This is a genomic window from Maribacter dokdonensis DSW-8 (assembly GCF_001447995.1).
Taxonomy (GTDB): Bacteria; Bacteroidota; Bacteroidia; order Flavobacteriales; family Flavobacteriaceae; genus Maribacter; species Maribacter dokdonensis.
Genome location: NZ_LDPE01000001.1, coordinates 337610 through 356991 on the forward strand (window position 1 = coordinate 337610; position 19382 = coordinate 356991).

Below are 19382 nucleotides of genomic sequence, written 5' to 3' on the forward strand. Positions count from 1 at the left end.
AATGGAAGCAGTTGAAATTACTTGCATGATTGTTGACGATGAACCTATGGCGGTTAATCTTGTGGAAAGTTATGTTGATAAAACACCTTATTTAACCCTTAAAAAGAAATGCAATAGCGCAATTGAGGCCATGCAATTTTTGAATACGGAAAAAGTAAATTTACTTTTTTTAGATATTCAGATGCCCGATTTAACGGGACTGGAATTCTCCAAAATGCTTTCAAAAGAAACTAGGGTCATTTTTACAACAGCTTTTGATCAATACGCCTTGGAAGGTTTTAAAGTTGAGGCCTTGGATTATTTATTGAAACCTTTTGACTATGCCGAGTTTTTGACCGCTGCGAACAAAGCTTTAGATTGGTTTACTTTGGTCAAAAGAAAGACAACTACTACTAAAGTATCTGAAGCAAAGGAATTTCTATTTGTAAAATCAGAATACAAACAACTGCGTATTAAGCTCGCAGACGTACTTTATTTTGAAGGGTTAAAAGATTATATTAAAATATGGCTAAAAGATAACCCTAAGCCTATACTTACTTTAATGAGTCTTAAAAGTCTAGAAGAAGATTTACCATCTTCCCAATTTATGCGGGTTCATAGATCTTTTATAGTTGCCCTTAAATATGTTGAAGTAATAGAGCGTAGCCAAATTATCATTAACAAACAACGTATTACAGTATCGGAACAGTACAAACCTAAGTTTTTAGAATATATCAACAATAACTCCTTGAATTCTTAAAGCAATAGATTTTTTGCTTTTAATTATATGGAGTTTATCAAAATCATAAACTCCACAATACGTTCCCTTTTCTCTTCCTTCTAATTGAGTATGTTTTCGCTTGCCTACTCTTAAATGAACAGTGTTTAAAAGTGCTGCATGATAATTGATTGTTACTACTTCCATATTATTCGGTGATATGGTATGTTTTGATTTGAGCCCATTTTAAATTTTTCACAGCTAATAATTACAATAGGTTAGCAATAATTTTAGCGCTCTTAACAAAACACACTATCCCATGGAAAAAGATAATAAGGAGACTTCTAAAATTAAGGACTTAGAAAATTTCAAAAAAGATATGACAGGTAAGCCCCTTACTACAAATCAAGGGCTTAAAGTAAACGACACCAATAACAGTCTAAAGTCAGGCGAACGAGGATCAACCTTGTTAGAAGATTTTCTTTTACGAGAGAAAATTACAAATTTTGACCATGAGCGTATACCGGAGCGAATTGTACATGCCCGCGGTAGTGCTGCACATGGTTATTTTGAATTATATGAAAGTATAGAAGAGTATAGTAAAGCCGGTATTTTTACGGATACTAAACGTAAAACACCCGTATTCGTACGTTTTTCTACAGTTGCTGGATCAAAGGGATCACCTGATTTAGCCAGAGATGTAAGAGGGTTTGCCGTAAAATTCTATACACCAGAGGGCACGTGGGACCTTGTTGGAAACAATATGCCTATATTCTTTATTCAAGATGCCATGAAGTTTCCCGATCTAATACATTCGGTTAAACCAGAGCCTAATAAAGAGATTCCACAAGCTGCATCTGCTCACGATACATTCTACGACTTTGTCTCACTGACTACAGAAACGTTGCACAATCATATTTGGGCAATGAGCGATAGAGCTATTCCTAGAAGCTTGCGAATGATGGAAGGGTTCGGTATTCATACTTTTAGATTGATCAATGATAAAGGGGAGGCGCATTTTGTAAAATTTCATTGGAAACCAATGTTAGGGGTGCATTCTGTAACATGGGAAGAAGCCGTAAAAATTAACGGTGCCGATCCAGATTTTCATAGAAGGGATTTATGGGATGCCATTGAAGCAGGGCAGTATCCAGAATGGGAATTAGGTCTACAAATTATTCCAGAAGCAGATGAGCATAAATATGACTTTGACCTTTTAGACCCCACTAAATTGATACCAGAGGAAATGGTACCGGTAAAAATTATTGGTAAAATGACCTTAAACAGAAATCCTGATAACTTTTTCGCAGAAACGGAGCAAGTAGCATTTTTACCCGGACACATAGTACCGGGAATCGATTTTACAAACGATCCATTATTACAGGGGCGATTATTCTCATATAGAGACACACAATTATCCCGATTAGGCAGCCCAAATTTTCATCAAATTCCCATTAACAGACCTGTAGCGGACACACATAACAATCAACGTGATGCCCACATGCAAATGGAAATTCCAAAAGGACAAACGGCTTATTTTCCAAATAGTTTAAGTGGTGGTTGTCCTTATCTATCCAAAATGGCAGAGGGAGCATTTCATTCTTACGAAGAACGAATTGATGCCAAAAAAATAAGAACACGTAGTGAAAGTTTTAGCGATCATTTTTCTCAACCAGCGCTATTTTATAGAAGCTTGGCAGATTGGGAAAAAGAACACGTTGCAGCTGCATATACTTTTGAATTGGGCAAATGTAACCATGAACATATTAAAGAACGTATGTTATGGTTGATAGCACAAATAGATACAGAACTTGCCAACAAGGTAGGGGAAGGACTGGGAATGGAAATTCCAAAAGAAATAGAGCAACCAATAAATCAAGCAATTGGTGCTGATGCCGATGTGAAAAAGCACCAACCAGGAAAAAAGAAAATCTATTTAGAAAAATCTAAAGCCCTTAGCATGGCGCACACCAAATTCGATAGCATTGCCACAAGACAAATTGCAATTTTAGCCGCAGATGGTTTTAGCATGAGCGATTATTCTCCAATTAAAGAAGCATTGGAAAAAGAAGGTGCTATGTTAAAAATTGTTGCTCCACATGGTGGTACCATAAAATGCGATAAAGGAAAGGAACATAAAGTAGATGCAGCAATTGCAACAACAGAAAGTGTTCTTTTCGATGCCATTTACATTCCAGGTGGTGAAAAGTCCGTTAGTACCATAATTGAAAATGGAAAATATATAAAATTCATAAATGAAACTTTCAAATACTGCAAGGCAATTGCAGCAGATAAGGAAGGTGAAAATGTATTAGATCATACGTTCGTAGCTAACTTTAAAGAAGATGGCGCCGTACATATCAACGATTCAACAGATAAGTTCATTAAAAGTATTGCCAAACATAGAAACTGGGATAGAAGGGAACATTCTGATAAAGTTCCGGTATAAATAAAAAAGCTCGGGGGCATTTTGCGCCGAGCTTTTAATCTAATTAATTAAAGCCCTTCAGGGCAAGCCCATGAGGCATTCAAAAGAAACAAACCTTTAAATTCAAGGCAAGCCTAGGGGTATTATACCCTTTGGCGATGCCAATAAATTCAAAAATTATGAAAACTAGAAATATTAAAAATTTTGCACTAATGACATTTGCGGTATTGGCATTTGCATCTTGTAACGATCAAAAGAAAAAAGATGCCGATAAAAAAGCCATGGAAGAAAAAGTAGCCATGGAGGAGGCTGAAATGAAAGCTGAAGAAACAAGAATGCAGGAAGAAGCCAAAAAGAAAGAAATGATGGCAACAAGTATTGCAGCGGTTGCCAGTAAAAATGAAGAGCTAAGCACATTGGTATCTGCGCTTAAAGCGGCAGATTTAGACCAAATGTTATCAGAACCTGGTAGCTATACCGTATTTGCCCCATCTAATAATGCATTTGAAAAGCTTCCTAAAAAAATGTCGATTGCAGAATTGGGTAAACCGGAGAACAAAGAAATGTTGACTCAAGTATTACAATACCACGTTGTTTCTGGTGTAATTACTAGCGACAAGCTTGTAGAGGCTATTAACGGAGCCAACGGAAAATATACCTTTACAACCGTTGGAGGTAAAGATTTGACCGCAAGCTTAAAGGGTGATAAAATCAACTTAAAGGATGAAAAAGGTAATAGAACAGAAATTGTTTTAGGTAATGTAGAAGCTTCCAATGGGGTAGTACACGTTATTAATGATGTGCTAATAATGAAGTAATCAGTATACACTTTCTATTAACAAAAAGGAGGACTTCGTTAGTCCTCCTTTTTATATTTTAAATAGAAATTTCTATTCTTCTCTTGATAGTACATCGCTAAGTTCTAACTCCTCATTCATAGTATTATCTACGGGTACAGAGTCTTTTACCGTATTAAATTTTTCAACACGTTCCATATCATCCTCTTCGCCAGAAAAGTAAGGAAACACGTCCATAATAGGTGATTCTGATATGGAAGGAACAGAATATTCACCCATAGTATCTTTCATAACACTAATGGTATTGTCATATGCTTCTTTTACATCATTGGCCTGAATTAAAAGGTACATATTGGTCTTGCGCTCTTTACCACTTTCTTCGTCAAAAGCAATTAATGATACTTTTGATTTGAACCATCTGTCCGAATTTTCAAAGGGATGAATTTCAGCAAAATTGGCAACCTTAATATTCGTAATCTTTATTTCTTCCGTATCGCTTAGGTAAGCGGACATTTCTTCCGTAATTCTACTTTCTGCTTCGGTATAAGAAATTGCATCTACCAAAAATGGCTCGGTTTTCACCTTTAACATTCCAGATGCATCATCTAATTTTCTATATTTTATTTTACACTCGTACCACGTTGCACTCATATCTTATATTTTTTTTGGGGTGCTAAATATACTTCTTAGTCATAGTTTGCAACCTTAAAAAAAGCAATAGATATTCACAATTTCAAAATGACGGGTATAGATGATTAGTACTTAAGTACTTATAAAAAAATGATGTAAAAAGAAAATTAATTGAGTTGTGCGCTAAAATAATTCTTGTTTTACATGGTCATAATAAGAATCGCTCACCGGAATAATCACATCGGATAATTGCAAGTCTCTACCTTTTAATCCGGTGACATAATTTCTATTGACAATGTACGATCTATGCACTCTCATAAATAGACTGCTAGGCAACTCTTGTTCTAATGCCTTTAAACGCTGATTGCTGATTATTTTTTTAGTTTTCAGGTGAAAAGTTACATACTCACTATCACTTACTACAAAAAGGATATCGTAATACTTAACTTTATGAAGATCATACCCAGATTTAATGGTTATGGAATCCAATTTATCAATAGTGGTATTGGATTGTACCTTGTTGACCGCAGTAACAAAGCGTTCAAAGGTTATTGGTTTCAACAAGTAATCTACAGCATTTAATTCGTATCCTTCTAAAGCATAGTGAGAATAAGCCGTCGTAAAAATAACTTTGGTTTTAGACCCGAGCATTTTGGCAAAGTCCGTTCCTTTTATTTCTGGCATTTGAATGTCCAAAAACAATAGATCAACTTGTTTTTCCTTCATTATGCTCAAAGCTTCTAATGGATTCTCAGCTTCACCAACTAAATTTAAAAACTCTAATTTATCAATATAAGTTATTAACAAAGACCTAGCCAACTCTTCATCATCTACAACTATACAGTTTATACTATTCATGTAATCTAAGTTTTAAATTCACCTTAAACGCCTTAGAAGTTTCATTGATCACTAATTCATGTCGATCAGGATATAAGATAGCCAAACGCTTTTTCACATTTTCTATGCCAATACCGCCAACATCATCTTTTACAACAACATGCTCTGGTTTTGAATTTTCCAGCTCAAAATCAATACCATTAGTAAATGAAGTAATTTTTAAGTTGATAAATGTGCCTTCAATCTTTTCAATATTACTATGTTTTAAGGCGTTTTCCAAAAAAGGAATCAGCAACATGGGTACAATGGGCACATTTTGATCTTCAATAGAAAACGTAGTGGAAATAGGGTAGGTTTTACTACTCTTTAGGGAGAACAGTTTTATATAATTCTCAATATAATCTATCTCTTTGTATAACGGTACAATTTCTTGTTCGCATTCATATAGCACATAACGCAACATGTCTGATAAATAGCTAATGCTTTTTTGGGTTCTACCGGCATCAATTGCAGATAGTGCATAAATATTGTTCAAGGCATTAAATAGAAAATGAGGATTGATCTGTGATTTTAATAGCTTAAGCTCTGTTTGTAATGCTTCATTTTTATTGATGATAATTTCCTCTTCTTTACGTTGTGCAAACAAGAATATTTCTACAAGTGTTGCAATGATATAGGCAATTGTAATTAAAAGCAGATTAATAAAAAAACGTGAAGGTGGTCTACGTAATTCTTGCAAAGGTCTGCCGCCGTCAAACCTTGGTCCGGGTCTTGGTCCGGGCAAAGTACCCATATTCGGTTCGTTAACCATTCCTCCAGACCAAGGTATTACATTGGTCAAAATTAAGGTCAAGCCAACTACAACTGTAATGGATGCTATTGCAAATAAAATGTACTTTCTCCTTAATAAAAGGTATGGCACCGTTAAATAAATCAGTACAGCAATTACTATTATTTGAAAAATAAGTACCATACCGTTTTCCAGTACGAACTGAAAATCACTACCACTAAAGATCCATGCGGTAGACCAAACCAAAAGCCATAAGGCTACATGAAATACAATATTCTTATGTCTGTTCATGGTACAAATAAAAGGAATAAATTTTCAACCCAACCTTAAAAACAGTGCTATAAACCGCTGCTAATTAAACGTTCATTGTATATAGAATACCTTTCGCTTAAAAGTAAACGGCAAACACTTAAAACAACCATTCCGCATTAAAGATTCTTACATCTTTGCTAACGAATATTAGTTATAAAATTAAATATATATGAAACGTATTACATTAAAAACAGGATTGTTATTTGCCTTATTAGTAGCTTTTGGAACAGTAGCAGTTAACGCACAATCTAAAGGTGAAAGAAGAGAGCCCCCAACATATGCCAAACTTTTAGAAGAAATGGATGCAGATGAAGATGGCCAGCTTTCTAAAGAAGAAGTAAAAGGTCCATTAAAGGATAACTTTTCTGAAATAGATACCAATGAAGATGGTTTTATTTCTAAAGAGGAATTTGATGAGGCTCCAAAACCTAAAGGAAGACCTAGAAATTAATTTCTACACAGTTTATTTTAAATATTGATTCAATAAAACACCCCAGGGCAAGCCCATGAGGAATTCAAAGGAATCACAGTTTTAAATTTAAGGCAAGCCTCGGGGTATTATACCCTTTGGCGGTGCCAATAAAATTTGTTGAAGTTAGCCCAAAGCTTCATGGTCCGCCATGAAGCTTTATTTATCATCAATAAGATAAGCATATAAACAAATGGTCTTATTCAGAAAGGTTAGAAGTAGATTGATAAAATTAGAGAAATTCAAGACCTATTTAATCTACGCATTAGGCGAAATTCTACTTATAGTCATAGGTCTTCTAATTGCATGGAAGATCAATGATATCAACGAATCCAGAAAAAATAGAATTGTAGAAGTTAAAATCTACAAAAGTCTAAGTCAAGAACTGAATACAAATTTAGGTGTATTGGATAGTGCCATTGCAGACTATACCAAGAATATACAAACCTTGCAAAACACCATAAATTATTTGGGTATGGAACCTGCGGAATTAACTGCCGATGCCAAGTCAATGATCGTAAATCTAAATTACCATAAGACCATTGTTAGGGATGAAGCCATAAACTCAATTAATGCAACCAATAAATTTGAATTTATTGAAAGTGATTCGCTCAAAAAACTGATTGCCGCTTATCCCAATGAACTTGACAACTTTAACAATCAACAAATCAAGATTGAAAATATTATAAACGAGCGCCTAAAACCTATCATAGAAAAGCATATTTCATTAATTGAAATTTTACCAGAAGACAGCTATAATTATCAGCGTATGAAAAACTACGGCAACCGATCAAATTATCCGGATTTACTGGTAAGCAGAGAATATCAAAACAGTGTCATTGACAGGTTGTTACAAACCAAAGGACAACTTTCTATTGCCAAAAATTTAAGGAATAAGACAAAAATTATTGCTACAAAACTAAATCAAGAACTGAACAGGTCTTAGAGCCAAGCGAAACTAAAACCATATGATATATAAAACTGAACATTTATGCCTATCGGCCCTTCTTATTTCATTTGTTGTAATTGGTTTTACCAGTTGCAGCAATACTACTGATGATACAGACATTTCTGAGAATGGTATTGCAACTGATACCACGGGGGACAGCACGATTATTGCAAACGTAGAAGCTTCTTTCTTTTATACTGAAGATGGTTCTGTAAGTATAACCACAGTTCCTTGTACGTTATCTGATGGTACCGAAACAGATTGTTATCAAATTGTAACTACCAGTTTACCGGGAGATCATGAAATGGGACCTTGGTGCCCCGACAATATTAGTGATAGCGCGGAAGCAGGAGGAATTTGGTTAGAAAGTGGAGAAGTATACGATGTTGATGGTGCCTTTGTTGCGAATTTAGCTGAATTCTACAATGATGATAATTGGATGATGTATGATGAAAACGGAGATATTTATATCACCGATACCGAAGACGATTGTATAAATGCGGCAAACCCAAATGTTGGTGCTGAATATGAAAATTTTTGTGTGGAATGTCTGCCTTCCTATATTACCAACCTAAACCAAACTTGGACAATTCCCATAACCCCAGTTGTACAAGATACTCCCGTTCTTTTTAACTCTGGCGGACAAGGACCACAAACCACTCAGGCCCCATCTACACGTGGTATTGCACTTAATGGCATTGAGTTTTCTGCACCGGCTCCGGTAGATAATATTCTTGGCGCCTATACTTTGGCTCCTTTTGATGATGCTGGTGGTCATATTAATGTACACCAAGGTTATCACTATCACGCTGCTACAGGCTACGGTACAAAGGTTGTACAAGATGATGGACATGCCGCTTTAATTGGATATGCTTTAGATGGATTTGGAATTTACGAATTGGAAGATAGTGAAGGCTTTGAAGCTACCGATCTAGATGAGTTAAGAGGTCATGAAGATGACACCAGAGGCTATCACTACCACGTAGATGCCGCCGGTAACAACAATTTTATTAACGGGCTTAAAGGGGCCTACGTAAACTAAGGTTATATGAAAACGTATTTATTAATTCTGGCAAACCTTCTATTCATAATTATTGGCCATGCCCACAGCCCAAATGCTTCAACAACCATGTTGGTCGAAAAAAGTAATGGCTCTTGGATATTACAGATCAGCTCTTCTTTGACCGCTTTTCAGCAGGAAGTAAGAACCCATTTTACCGAAACTCCGTATAAATCCCCCGAGGAGTTTCAACACATGGTTCTTGAACATTTAAAAAACAATATTGATATAGATTATAACAATGGTTCTTCAGTAAAAATTGGTAATGGTAGTGTAAAACTAGGGCATGAAACCAAAGTGATTTTTGAAGTTTTTGGAATAGATGAAAATATGAAAACACTTAACATGAGAAATACTGCGTTCAATGATATTACGCAAAGTCAAAGTGCACTGTTTATATTTAAAAATGGGTTTAAAAAAGACCAATTCATTTTAAACAATGAAAATGAACATTCTATTGCATTAAAAGTTGATGATAACAAATTTGTGGAAATAGATAAACAAAAAGCCGGAATTGACCCATGGATAGTTATTTTTCTCTTAACAGGTTTATTGCTCATTGGGCTATTGACCAAAAGGTTAATTGAAACTAACGCACTATATCTACCAAGAAAATATTAAATAAAATACAATTCCACTTAAAATTAGGGGCTGTTCACTGATTTCCAAAAATCCATAGTAATCAAGACATTAGTTTTATACAGCTTTATTAACATTAATCAATTTAAAAAGTCAATTATGAGAAAAAATAACATCAAAAGAATACCCTCTATTTCTTTTGCTCTTGCATTAGCATTTATAACCTTTGTTGCCTGTAGTAGCGACAGTGTAGATGATGGAGTGATAGATGATAGTACAACAGATGATAGTGATATAGATGATGATGAAGTGGTTACTGAGCTTCATGCTGCCTATAGTGCGTTTAATTCAGATGCCGTGACTGTGTATTTAGATGGTTCTGAAGTTGTTATAGAGACTACCGGACTTCCAAATCATGAAACGGTTTATTGGGGAGAGGGTAATTCCCTATATAAAGAAGAGCCAGATGTTGCCCTTACTCCAAGTATCATGTCCAGTAATAACAATGCTTATACCATACGTGTAGATGCTACTCCCGATTTAACGGGTAGTACTGTACAAACAGAATTAGGAACTGTTGGTATTGCGGTAAGCGGCTCTTCAATATTCAATGATCAAGAAGGTGGGGGTGCCTTAGATCAAGCTGCTGCTAGTTTAGATTGGACAGGTGCCCATATTGGTCCCGGAGTATATCATTATCACCTAGAGCCAAAGGCTTTTACCAATGACGACGATAACCTAGTAGGTATATTATTGGACGGAGTATTTCTTTACGGACGTAAATGCAGTGCAACGGGAGATTACCCAACGGATTTAGATGCTTCTGGCGGACATACTTCTACCACACAGTATACTGATGGTGAAGAAGAATACCATTATCACATTATCAATGAAGTGTATTCTACTACTGGATCCTATTTAGCATTTGCCGGTCCATATCAAGGCTACTAAAAATGAATAATAAACACTTCCATATCCTTTGCCTTGCACTGATGTTGCAAACCGGTTGTAAACAAAGTTCCGGTTCAAAGCATCAGGTAGCAACCCCAGTTGAAGTCAGTCAAGTAACTAAATTCAAGGAAGAGTTGACCCTTAATCAATTAGAAGGTACCTGGTATTACAAAAACTCACCTTATGATGGTTATGCATTAACCTTACATGAGAACGGCACATTGGCAGAAAAGGTGGGTTTTGTTAAAGGAAAAAGAGAAGGAGTCGCCAAAAGATGGTCTGTCAATGAAGTTCTTAGGGTTGAGTATCATTATAAAAATAACCGACTTGAAGGTTCTTACAAAACATGGTGGGAAAACGGTCAGTTAGCTCAAGAAGCTAATTACGTAAATGGTAAAATGGATGGTGTGGAGAGAAAATGGTATCCTGATGGGCAATTGGCAAAAGAAAGACAATTGGTAAACGGTAGGGAAGAAGGACTACAAAAGGCTTGGTTACAAAACGGAACCTTATATGTAAACTATGAAGCCAAAAACGGACGCATATTTGGTCTACGAAGAGCAAATTCTTGCTACCAATTAGAAGATGAAGTTGTAGTTAGATCAGAAAATGAACCTTTATGAAAAAGACTTTATTTTACGTAGCAGCTATACTAGTTTTGATTTCCTGTAAACAAACAGTAAAAAAAAAGCATATTCAGGTAACTGAAACTAGCCGGGTAGCGTATTTGCCTTATTATAATGACGAATCTTTTACACCACATTGGTTGACCCCAAACTCTGAAGAGGAGAAAAAATTTCATAAAATACCGGACTTTAAACTGGTTGATCAATTAGGTGATACATTGACACAGAAGTCATTTGAAAATAAAGTATATATTACCGACTTCTTTTTTACTACATGCCCCGGCATTTGTTTGAAGATGACGAACAATATGACCAAGGTACAAGAGGCTTTTCTAGATAATCCTGAAGTTGCTATCCTTTCCCATTCCGTAACACCATCCATAGATTCTGAGGCTGTGCTTAAAACGTATGCGGAAAAAAACGGAGTAATAGATTCTAAATGGCACTTGGTTACTGGTGATAAAACTGAAATTTACAACTTAGGTAGAAACGAATATTTTGTGGAGAACGATTTAGGTATACCAAAGGACATCAATGACTTTTTACACACAGAAAACTTCTTGCTCATAGATAAAAATAAACACATACGGGGTATCTACAACGGACTCAACCGTGCTTCAATAGCACAATTGATTACAGATACTGAAGCATTATTGAAAGAAATGTAATTCGCTCTACACTAGTTTTACAAATCAAATAGTGCAAACATATAAATCTAATATTATGTGTCTTTTTGTTAAATATTGATTTACAGACTTTTAAGCATCTATGGTCTATAAAAAATCCTTACTTTTATAGGCTTACAAAACATAATCCTCCGGTTTTTACGAGCAATAATCTAGTAAAAAAAACAACATGCCCATATACATGGATAGGCACGATGTGTCAAAAGGAGTAACCGCAGAGGATGTAGCCGCACTACACAACCAAGATTTAATTATACAGCATAAGTATTGCTGTAAAGGACTTAGTTATTGGTTTGACGAAGATCGTAGCACAGCTTTCTGTTTAGTAGAAGCACCAAGTATGAAAGCGATTGTTGAAATGCACACTAAGGCTCATGGCGATGTACCCAATACCATAATTGAGGTAGATGCCAGTATCGTTGAATCTTTTTTAGGACGTATTGAAGATCCCAGTAAATCACAAAAGAAAGAACTTAATATTGTAAATAATCCTGGGTTTCGAATTTTGGCTGTTCTTAAATTTATGGATGCTCAACATTCAACTTCTCCGAAAAAAGAAGTTATGAAACAATTGGTAACCATCATAGAAAATTTTGAAGGTCGCCTTATAGATAGCCATAATGAATATTTACTGATATCATTTACATCTACCACCAATGCTTTAGATGGTATTTTGAAATTAAAAGATTGTTATCTGTCAACAAAAACTAGTACGGAACAAATTCGTATAGGCATTGCTGCTGGCGTACCCGTTACCCAAAACCATGGTTTCTTTGAAGAAACGATTAAAACTGCCAAACGTTTAACTGATATTCAACATTCATACATCATTATAACTACTGAAGTTAAAGAGTTATATGAAAGTGAAAACCAGAACAAAGAATTAAATCCTAAAACATTTAAAACCCTGCTTTTTCAAGAAGAAGAATTTTTAAACGATGTTATGAATTATTTAGAAAGCGAATGGCAAAACTCCAATTTAGGTGTAGACGATTTTTGTTCTCATTTAGGGTTAAGTACTTCGCAACTTTATCGTAAAACCAAAAGTTTATTACAGACATCAACTAATAATTTAATTCAAAGTCATCGTTTAAATAAGGCTATTAAACTTCTGCTAAAAAAGGACCGTAATATTTCTGAAGTAGCTTTTGAAACGGGTTTTAATAGTGCTGCGTATTTTACAAAATGTTTTCAAAAGAAATATAAAGTACTACCTTCTAATTACTTAAAGAGTATTTAAACATATTTTTTGTTCCTTTCTATATTGAACGAAATGTTATAGTGTTTGGTTGAAATGTAGAATTAACAATGAAAAAGCATGATTAGTTTTGGAATGTATAACCAAAACAAACAATGTCATGAAAAAAATCATCATCCTTATTTACGGTATTTTAGCTTATATCATTTTTCTAATCGCATTTCTATATGCAATTGGTTTCGTCAACAATTTATGGGTGCCAAAAAGTATAGATTCCGGGGTAGAAATTGATACTATGAATGCATTACTTATCAATATTGGTGTGCTCAGTGTTTTTGCTTTTCAACATAGTATTATGGCAAGACCGGCATTTAAAAAGTGGTGGTTTAAAATAATTGGCAAGGCAGCGGAACGGAGCACCTATATTCTTTTATCAAGCTTGGCACTCATACTGATTTACTGGCAATGGCAGCCTATGACCGCTGTGGTATGGTCTGTTGATAATGTAATCTTAGCTACTATTGTTCAAGTTGTATTTTTTATAGGATGGTTAATTGTTTTATTATCCACATTTATGATAAGCCATTTTGAACTTTTTGGTCTTACCCAAATCGTGGATAATCTAAAAAATAAGGTTACAAAAGAACCTTCCTTTAGAGTAAATTATTTTTACGGATTGGTACGTCACCCAATAATGCTAGGATTCATAATCGCTTTTTGGGCTACACCAATTATGACCGCAGGTCACCTGTTATTTGCTTTAATAACAACTAGTTATATCCTAGTTGCCGTTAAATTTCTAGAAGAAAAAGATCTTAAAAAGGCATTAGGCAAAACCTATGAGGAGTACCAAAAAAAGGTTCCCATGATTATTCCTTTCACAAAATTTTCTAACAATAATACCATAGAGTCAAAAGGTGTGCAAAGCGGACTATAATACCAATCTAAAAATTTAAATTATGAAAATAGAATCACAATCCTTTTCAAAAAAATTAGTTGACGACCTACGCAACTTAATAAACTGTACTATAATAACACCTACAGACCAGGAATATAATATTTCGCGTAAGGTGTATAATGCAATGATAAACAAACATCCGGGGGCTATAGTCATTTGCACTAATACCACAGAAGTTCAAACCGCTGTCGATTTTGCACGGAAAAACAATTTACTTGTTGCTATAAGAGGTGGCGGTCATAATGGGGGTGGTTTAGGCTTATGTGATGATGGTATGGTCATTGATTTATCGGGTTTAAAATCCATCAGCGTAAATGCAGAAAATAATATCGTAAAAGTCGGCGGTGGTTGTATTTGGAACGAGGTAGATAATGTTACACATGAATATGGTTTGGCAATCCCTTCTGGCATGGTATCAAGCACTGGTGTTGGCGGACTCACACTTGGTGGAGGTGTTGGTTATCTTTCTCGAAAATATGGCTTAACCATTGATAATCTTTTAGAAGCTGAAATGGTTTTGGCAGATGGATCAATTGTTATAACTAATAAGGATGAACACTCTGACCTTTTTTGGGCTATTCGCGGTGGTGGTGGCAATTTCGGAGTAGTAACGGAATTTACTTTTCAAGCACACAAACAAAAAATGGTCTATGGCGGACCAACATTATGGCCTATAGAACAGACTGAAGAAATTATGGGTTGGTTTGATGGTTTTATTAGAACTGCACCAGATGATATTAATGGGTTTATAGCCACCATGATAATTCCTGAATCTCCATTTCCTGAGCATCTTCATAACAAGAAATTTTGCGCCATTGTTTGGTGCTATACAGGTGCTATGGACCAAATGGAAGAGACTTTTGCTCCTATATTAGATAAAAAACCGATTTTTGCCCATACAGCAGAAATGCCTTACCCAGCGCTGCAAGCTATGTTCGATGGTTTGTTTCCTACAGGAATGCAATGGTATTGGAGAGCTGATTTCTTCAAATCGCTGACACCTGAAATAAGTGCTCAACATTTAAAATTTGGTTCTAAAATACCTACTCCTTTATCACAAATGCATTTATACCCAATAACAGGTGCCGCAAGTAGGGTAGGAGCAACCGAAACTCCTTGGGCATACCGTGATGCTGATTATTGTGGTGTATACGTTGGTGTTGATCCCAACCCAAATAATGCTACTAAAATTACGGAGTGGTGCAAAGGATATTATGATGCATTGCATCCATATTCTGCAGGTGGTGCCTATTCCAATTTTATGATGAATGAAGGGCAAGAACGGGTACAAGCGAGTTATAAACACAACTATAATCGTTTAACTTCTATTAAACGTCAATACGACCCAACAAACTTATTTAGAGTTAATCAGAATATAATTCCAAAAGCGTAACTTGATATCTTAAAGGATATGATGAGAAAGGTAGTGTATTATGTAGCTATTTCCATTGATGGATATGTGGACCCAATGCCGATATAAGCGGATTTGTTGGCGAAGGTGATGGTGTTAGGCAATACCTAGATGATTTAAAAGCATTTGAAACTGTAATCATGGGACGAAAAACCTATGAATTTGGGTATGCATACGGATTAAAACCTGGGCAGCCAGCTTATGCGCACATGCAGCATCATATTCTCTCCAAATCTTTACAGTTTGATGACAAAAGTGATCAAGTACATATATATTATTTCTGAATATGACTTAGATAAGATTACAGAACTGAAATAAAACTCAACCACAGATATTTACTTATGTGGAGGTGGCGTTTTCGCCGGATGGCTTTTTAACAATAAACTAATAGATGTCATAAAGGTAAAAATCAACCCCTTGATTTTAGGAGTTGGCGTACGGTTATTTGGTGAATCTATATCTTGTTATAAATTAGAACTCACAGAAACCGAAACTTATGATGGCGGACTGGTATTCAACACGTATTCTATAAATTATAATCTTTTAAAACAAAATAGTCCAGAAAACCAAGTGATCTTCTGGACTATTAACTAACAACCAAACTAAACTTCTTATTTCAGTGCTGCCAATAATTTTTCAGCTACCAATTCTGATGAGGCAGGGTTTTGACCTGTAATTAAATTACCATCTTGTACTGCATATGCCGCCCAATCCTCTTTCTTAGAGTATATTCCGCCGTTTTCTTGTAGCATATCTTCTACCAAAAATGGTACAATCTCAGTTAGCTGTACAGCTTCCTCTTCACTATTAGTGAATCCTGTTACTTTTTTACCTTTTACCAAAGGATTACCATCTGTACCAGAAACTCTTTTAAGAGCAGCAGGTGCATGACATACAAACGCAATTGGCTTTTCTTGCTCATTAAAAGCCTCAATCAATTTTACAGAAGTAAGGTCGTTTGCCAAATCCCATAACGGACCGTGACCACCAGGGTAGAAAACGGCATCAAAATCATTGGCATCTACATCTGCCAATACTTTTGTGTTGGCAATTACCTCCTGCGCTTCTTTATCTTCTTTAAAGCGTTTGGTATCTTTTGTTTGTGCATCTTCAGTATCACTACTAGGGTCAATTGGTGCTTGACCTCCTTTTGGTGTTGCTACCGTAATTTCTGCTCCTTTATCTAAAAGAGCATAATATGGAGCTGCAAACTCTTCAACCCAAAATCCTGTTTTCTTTCCCGTGTCTCCCAATTGATCGTGAGACGTTAATACAAATAATATTTTCATTTTATCCTCTTTTTAGTTACGCAATTATTTTGAAGTCTTATTATTAGACTTTTACTATCATTTTACCTTTGTTCTTACCATCCATCATATCCAAGAATGCTTGTGGCGTATTATCAAAACCTTCTACTATTGTTTCTTTATAGGTCAGTTTTTCTTCGCCCAACCATGTAGACAATTGTTTCATTGCCTGTGGAAATTTGTCGGCATAATTAGACACAATGAACCCTTGCATTAATGCACTGTTCTTTACCAAGAAAGGCTGTACGGCTACCGCCATGGGCAATTCGGTTTTATTGTAGACCGATATAGCCCCACAGATAATAATACGGGCAAACTGATTTATATTGAATAATACCGCATCAGATATTGGTCCGCCAACATTATCAAAGTAGACATCCACTCCGTTTGGTGCTGCTTCTTTAATAGCAGCTTTCATATCTTTGGTTGTTTTGTAATTGATACCGTGATCAAAACCGAATTCTGATTTCAGCATATCAATTTTTTCATCAGTTCCAGCGATACCGATGACATTTAAACCAAGAATTTTACCGATCTGTCCTACAACACTACCCACAGCACCCGCAGCACCAGATACTACCAAGGTTTCACCTTTTTTAGGCTTCCCAATTTCATGAAGGCCTAAATAGGCGGTCAATCCGGTCATACCGACAATACCTAAAAAGGCACTTAATGGTGCTTTGCTTTTATCTATTTTCTGCAAGCCTTCGCCTGTAGAAATTTGCTTCTCTTTCCATTGTAATAGACCTGAAACAAAATCTCCTTTTTGGAAATTACCATTTTTAGATTCCAACACTTCTGCTACAATACCGGAACTTATAGGTTCTCCCACTTTAAATGGAGGAACGTATGATTTTGCATCGCTCATTCTACCGCGTAAATAGGGGTCAACGGATATATATTTCGACTCTAATAAAAGCTCACCGTCAGAGACCTTTAATTCATTGTCCAATTCTTTAAATTCAAAATCGGAAAGGGTAGGGGTTCCTACCGGACGTTGTTTTAAATTAATTGACTTATTCATAAGTTATCTTTTAAATTATATAATAATTCTACAACTGGAACGCTGGTCTATACCGTTTTAAAAAGTGCATTTACTCACTTAGAATTCCAGTGTATTTTTCGCTATTTCTAACTACAGTTCAAAGGTATTCAAAAAAAGAATGAATATTCATTTATTAACAAAGCTTTAAAAAATTGAACTGTAGAACAGGTATAAAAAAAGCACCATTTAGGTGCTTTTAAAACTTAATTATTATTCCATGATCATTATAGATTTCACATTTACGAATTCCTTCATTCCAAATCCGCCATGTTCTCTACCATATCCTGAATCTTTCACTCCACCAAATGGCATACTTGGTTCTGCCAGACCAAATGAGTTTATAAATACCATACCGGTGTCAAAATGTTTTTCAGCAAGTTCTGTCGCCTTCTTTATATCTTTAGAAAATATACCACCACCTAAGCCAAATCTACTGTCATTGGCTATACGCATGGCATCTTCATTATCTTTCGCTTTAATTAATGAAGCCACAGGTCCGAACAACTCATCATCATACGCTGGTTGCCCCGGCGTAACATTGGCAAGTACCGTTGCAGGGTAGAAGTAACCCTCACCGTCTGGTATTTTTCCTCCACATAATACATTGGCTCCTTTCTCTACACTTTCTTGTACTTGTTCGTGAATTTTCTCTCTAAGATCTTCACGAGCCATTGGTCCCAACTCGGTATCCTCATTCTTTGGGTCTCCTACTTTTAAGGCATCCATGGCTTTTACGAATTTTTCCTTGAATTCATCATATACCTTCTCGGTAGCTATGAATCGTTTGGCAGCAATACAGGTTTCCCCATTGTTATAAATACGTCCCATGACACTCTTTTCTACCGCTACATCTATATCTGCATCATCCAGTACCAAATAAGCATCGTTACTACCTAATTCCAAAACCGTTTTCTTTAGTTGGGCACCTGCTTTTTCTCCAATTTTCTCACCTGCCACTGGACTTCCGGTCAGGGTAACACCTCTAACCAAATCATTTTCGATTATGGCATTCGATTGGTCATGTTCTATAACCAGGACATTGAAAAGATGTGCTGGCAAACCAGCCGTATCAAAAATGGTCTTCAATAATTTAGCAGTACCGGTTACGTTAGATGCATGTTTCAGTAAAATACTATTACCTGCCATTAGGTTTACAATAGTATATCGCAATACTTGATAACTAGGGTAATTCCAAGGCTGTATACCGTAAATAATTCCCATAGGGGAATAGGTGATAATTCCTTTTCCTCCATTTGATAGTTCACGCTCTTCATTCTTTAAAAACTCTGGTGCGTGTTCTGCAGAGTACTCACATATTGCAGTACATAAGTCGACCTCTTGATTACTTTGCTTAAGTAATTTTCCCATTTCATCGGTCATTAACTCCGCAAGTTCTTTCTTATAATTTTGAAGCTCCTTACCAATTGCTTTTATGATTTCACCACGTTCTTCAACGCTTTTCATCTTCCATTTTAGAAAAGCCTTATGAGATTGTTGAATGCTTTCTTCAACTTGGTCATCGGTCATGTATGCATGAGATGCTATTTCTTTTCCCGTTGTGGGGTTAATTGTTTTAAATGTATCTTGTTTTGTTGTCGTAGACATAATGTTATTTTTAAGTTACTCGATAATCGAGGTTTTAATACTTCATT

Annotated in this window: 21 protein-coding genes; 15 read left to right on the forward strand and 6 right to left on the reverse strand. The window is 35.6% G+C overall.

Annotated elements, in window-relative coordinates; genetic code table 11:
• The first annotated feature begins 1 nt into the window (after position 1).
• The 3 genes from I600_RS01520 (at position 2) to I600_RS01535 (ending at position 3943) form a co-directional block, all read left to right on the forward strand.
• Positions 2 to 739 carry a LytR/AlgR family response regulator transcription factor gene (locus I600_RS01520; protein WP_058102748.1) on the forward strand — a complete coding sequence of 246 codons (738 nt, stop codon included), beginning with the start codon at positions 2 to 4 and terminating at the stop codon, positions 737 to 739.
• Between the two features lie 277 nt (positions 740 to 1016).
• Positions 1017 to 3146 (forward strand): catalase, encoded by a 2130-nt coding sequence (locus I600_RS01530; protein ID WP_058102750.1) that lies wholly within the window; start codon positions 1017 to 1019, stop codon positions 3144 to 3146.
• Positions 3147 to 3304: 158 nt separating this feature from the next.
• Positions 3305 to 3943, forward strand: a complete 639-nt coding sequence (locus I600_RS01535; protein WP_058102751.1) for a fasciclin domain-containing protein — start codon at positions 3305 to 3307, stop codon at positions 3941 to 3943.
• Positions 3944 to 4015: 72 nt separating this feature from the next.
• Here I600_RS01535 and I600_RS01540 read toward each other — a convergent pair whose 3' ends face one another.
• The 3 genes from I600_RS01540 to I600_RS01550 all read right to left on the reverse strand — a co-directional run bounded on the left by I600_RS01540 (position 4016) and on the right by I600_RS01550 (position 6470).
• Positions 4016 to 4573 carry a DUF4494 domain-containing protein gene (locus I600_RS01540; RefSeq protein WP_058102752.1) on the reverse strand — a complete coding sequence of 186 codons (558 nt, stop codon included), beginning with the start codon at positions 4571 to 4573 and terminating at the stop codon, positions 4016 to 4018.
• 162 nt (positions 4574 to 4735) lie between these two features.
• Positions 4736 to 5410 carry a LytR/AlgR family response regulator transcription factor gene (locus I600_RS01545; protein ID WP_058102753.1) on the reverse strand — a complete coding sequence of 225 codons (675 nt, stop codon included), beginning with the start codon at positions 5408 to 5410 and terminating at the stop codon, positions 4736 to 4738.
• On the reverse strand, positions 5403 to 6470 hold the full coding sequence (locus tag I600_RS01550; RefSeq protein ID WP_058102754.1) for a sensor histidine kinase: 1068 nt from the start codon (positions 6468 to 6470) through the stop codon (positions 5403 to 5405). Before I600_RS01550 ends, I600_RS01545 begins: the two co-directional genes overlap by 8 nt.
• A 190-nt stretch (positions 6471 to 6660) precedes the next feature.
• Between I600_RS01550 and I600_RS01555 the strand changes: the two genes are divergently transcribed.
• The 12 genes from I600_RS01555 (at position 6661) to I600_RS19375 (ending at position 15972) form a co-directional block, all read left to right on the forward strand.
• The gene (locus I600_RS01555) at positions 6661 to 6942 is read left to right on the forward strand and encodes an EF-hand domain-containing protein (RefSeq protein WP_058102755.1); all 282 of its coding nucleotides are present in this window, start codon (positions 6661 to 6663) and stop codon (positions 6940 to 6942) included.
• Between the two features lie 211 nt (positions 6943 to 7153).
• Positions 7154 to 7906, forward strand: a complete 753-nt coding sequence (locus tag I600_RS01560; RefSeq protein ID WP_058102756.1) for a hypothetical protein — start codon at positions 7154 to 7156, stop codon at positions 7904 to 7906.
• A gap of 22 nt (positions 7907 to 7928) precedes the next feature.
• On the forward strand, positions 7929 to 8951 hold the full coding sequence (locus tag I600_RS01565) for a YHYH protein (protein WP_082642866.1): 1023 nt from the start codon (positions 7929 to 7931) through the stop codon (positions 8949 to 8951).
• A 6-nt stretch (positions 8952 to 8957) separates the two neighbouring features.
• Positions 8958 to 9590: a hypothetical protein gene (locus I600_RS01570; RefSeq protein WP_058102757.1), complete on the forward strand. Its 633-nt coding sequence runs from the start codon at positions 8958 to 8960 to the stop codon at positions 9588 to 9590.
• A gap of 117 nt (positions 9591 to 9707) precedes the next feature.
• A complete protein-coding gene (locus I600_RS01575; RefSeq protein ID WP_058102758.1) occupies positions 9708 to 10499 on the forward strand; it encodes a YHYH protein in 792 nt (263 codons plus the stop codon).
• A gap of 2 nt (positions 10500 to 10501) precedes the next feature.
• On the forward strand, positions 10502 to 11122 hold the full coding sequence (locus I600_RS01580; RefSeq protein ID WP_157490827.1) for a toxin-antitoxin system YwqK family antitoxin: 621 nt from the start codon (positions 10502 to 10504) through the stop codon (positions 11120 to 11122).
• Positions 11119 to 11793, forward strand: coding sequence for an SCO family protein (locus I600_RS01585; RefSeq protein WP_058102759.1), 675 nt, complete (start codon positions 11119 to 11121; stop codon positions 11791 to 11793). The genes I600_RS01580 and I600_RS01585 overlap by 4 nt, the downstream gene beginning before the upstream one ends.
• 187 nt (positions 11794 to 11980) lie before the next feature.
• Positions 11981 to 13051 (forward strand): nickel-binding protein, encoded by a 1071-nt coding sequence (locus I600_RS01590; protein ID WP_058102760.1) that lies wholly within the window; start codon positions 11981 to 11983, stop codon positions 13049 to 13051.
• A 118-nt stretch (positions 13052 to 13169) separates the two neighbouring features.
• Positions 13170 to 13946, forward strand: a complete 777-nt coding sequence (mddA, locus tag I600_RS01595) for a methanethiol S-methyltransferase (RefSeq protein WP_058102761.1) — start codon at positions 13170 to 13172, stop codon at positions 13944 to 13946.
• A gap of 22 nt (positions 13947 to 13968) precedes the next feature.
• Positions 13969 to 15360, forward strand: a complete 1392-nt coding sequence (locus I600_RS01600) for an FAD-binding oxidoreductase (RefSeq protein ID WP_058102762.1) — start codon at positions 13969 to 13971, stop codon at positions 15358 to 15360.
• A 158-nt stretch (positions 15361 to 15518) separates the two neighbouring features.
• Positions 15519 to 15662 carry a hypothetical protein gene (locus tag I600_RS19370; protein ID WP_209439178.1) on the forward strand — a complete coding sequence of 48 codons (144 nt, stop codon included), beginning with the start codon at positions 15519 to 15521 and terminating at the stop codon, positions 15660 to 15662.
• Between the two features lie 49 nt (positions 15663 to 15711).
• Positions 15712 to 15972: a dihydrofolate reductase family protein gene (locus I600_RS19375; protein WP_209439184.1), complete on the forward strand. Its 261-nt coding sequence runs from the start codon at positions 15712 to 15714 to the stop codon at positions 15970 to 15972.
• Between the two features lie 17 nt (positions 15973 to 15989).
• On the opposite strand, the gene I600_RS01610 is transcribed toward I600_RS19375, so the two are convergent.
• The 3 genes from I600_RS01610 to I600_RS01620 form a co-directional block, all read right to left on the reverse strand.
• Positions 15990 to 16667 (reverse strand): type 1 glutamine amidotransferase domain-containing protein, encoded by a 678-nt coding sequence (locus I600_RS01610; RefSeq protein ID WP_058102763.1) that lies wholly within the window; start codon positions 16665 to 16667, stop codon positions 15990 to 15992.
• Between the two features lie 43 nt (positions 16668 to 16710).
• A complete protein-coding gene (locus tag I600_RS01615) occupies positions 16711 to 17709 on the reverse strand; it encodes an NADP-dependent oxidoreductase (protein ID WP_058102764.1) in 999 nt (332 codons plus the stop codon).
• A 231-nt stretch (positions 17710 to 17940) separates the two neighbouring features.
• Positions 17941 to 19335 carry an NAD-dependent succinate-semialdehyde dehydrogenase gene (locus I600_RS01620; protein ID WP_058102765.1) on the reverse strand — a complete coding sequence of 465 codons (1395 nt, stop codon included), beginning with the start codon at positions 19333 to 19335 and terminating at the stop codon, positions 17941 to 17943.
• Between the last annotated feature and the right edge of the window lie 47 nt (positions 19336 to 19382).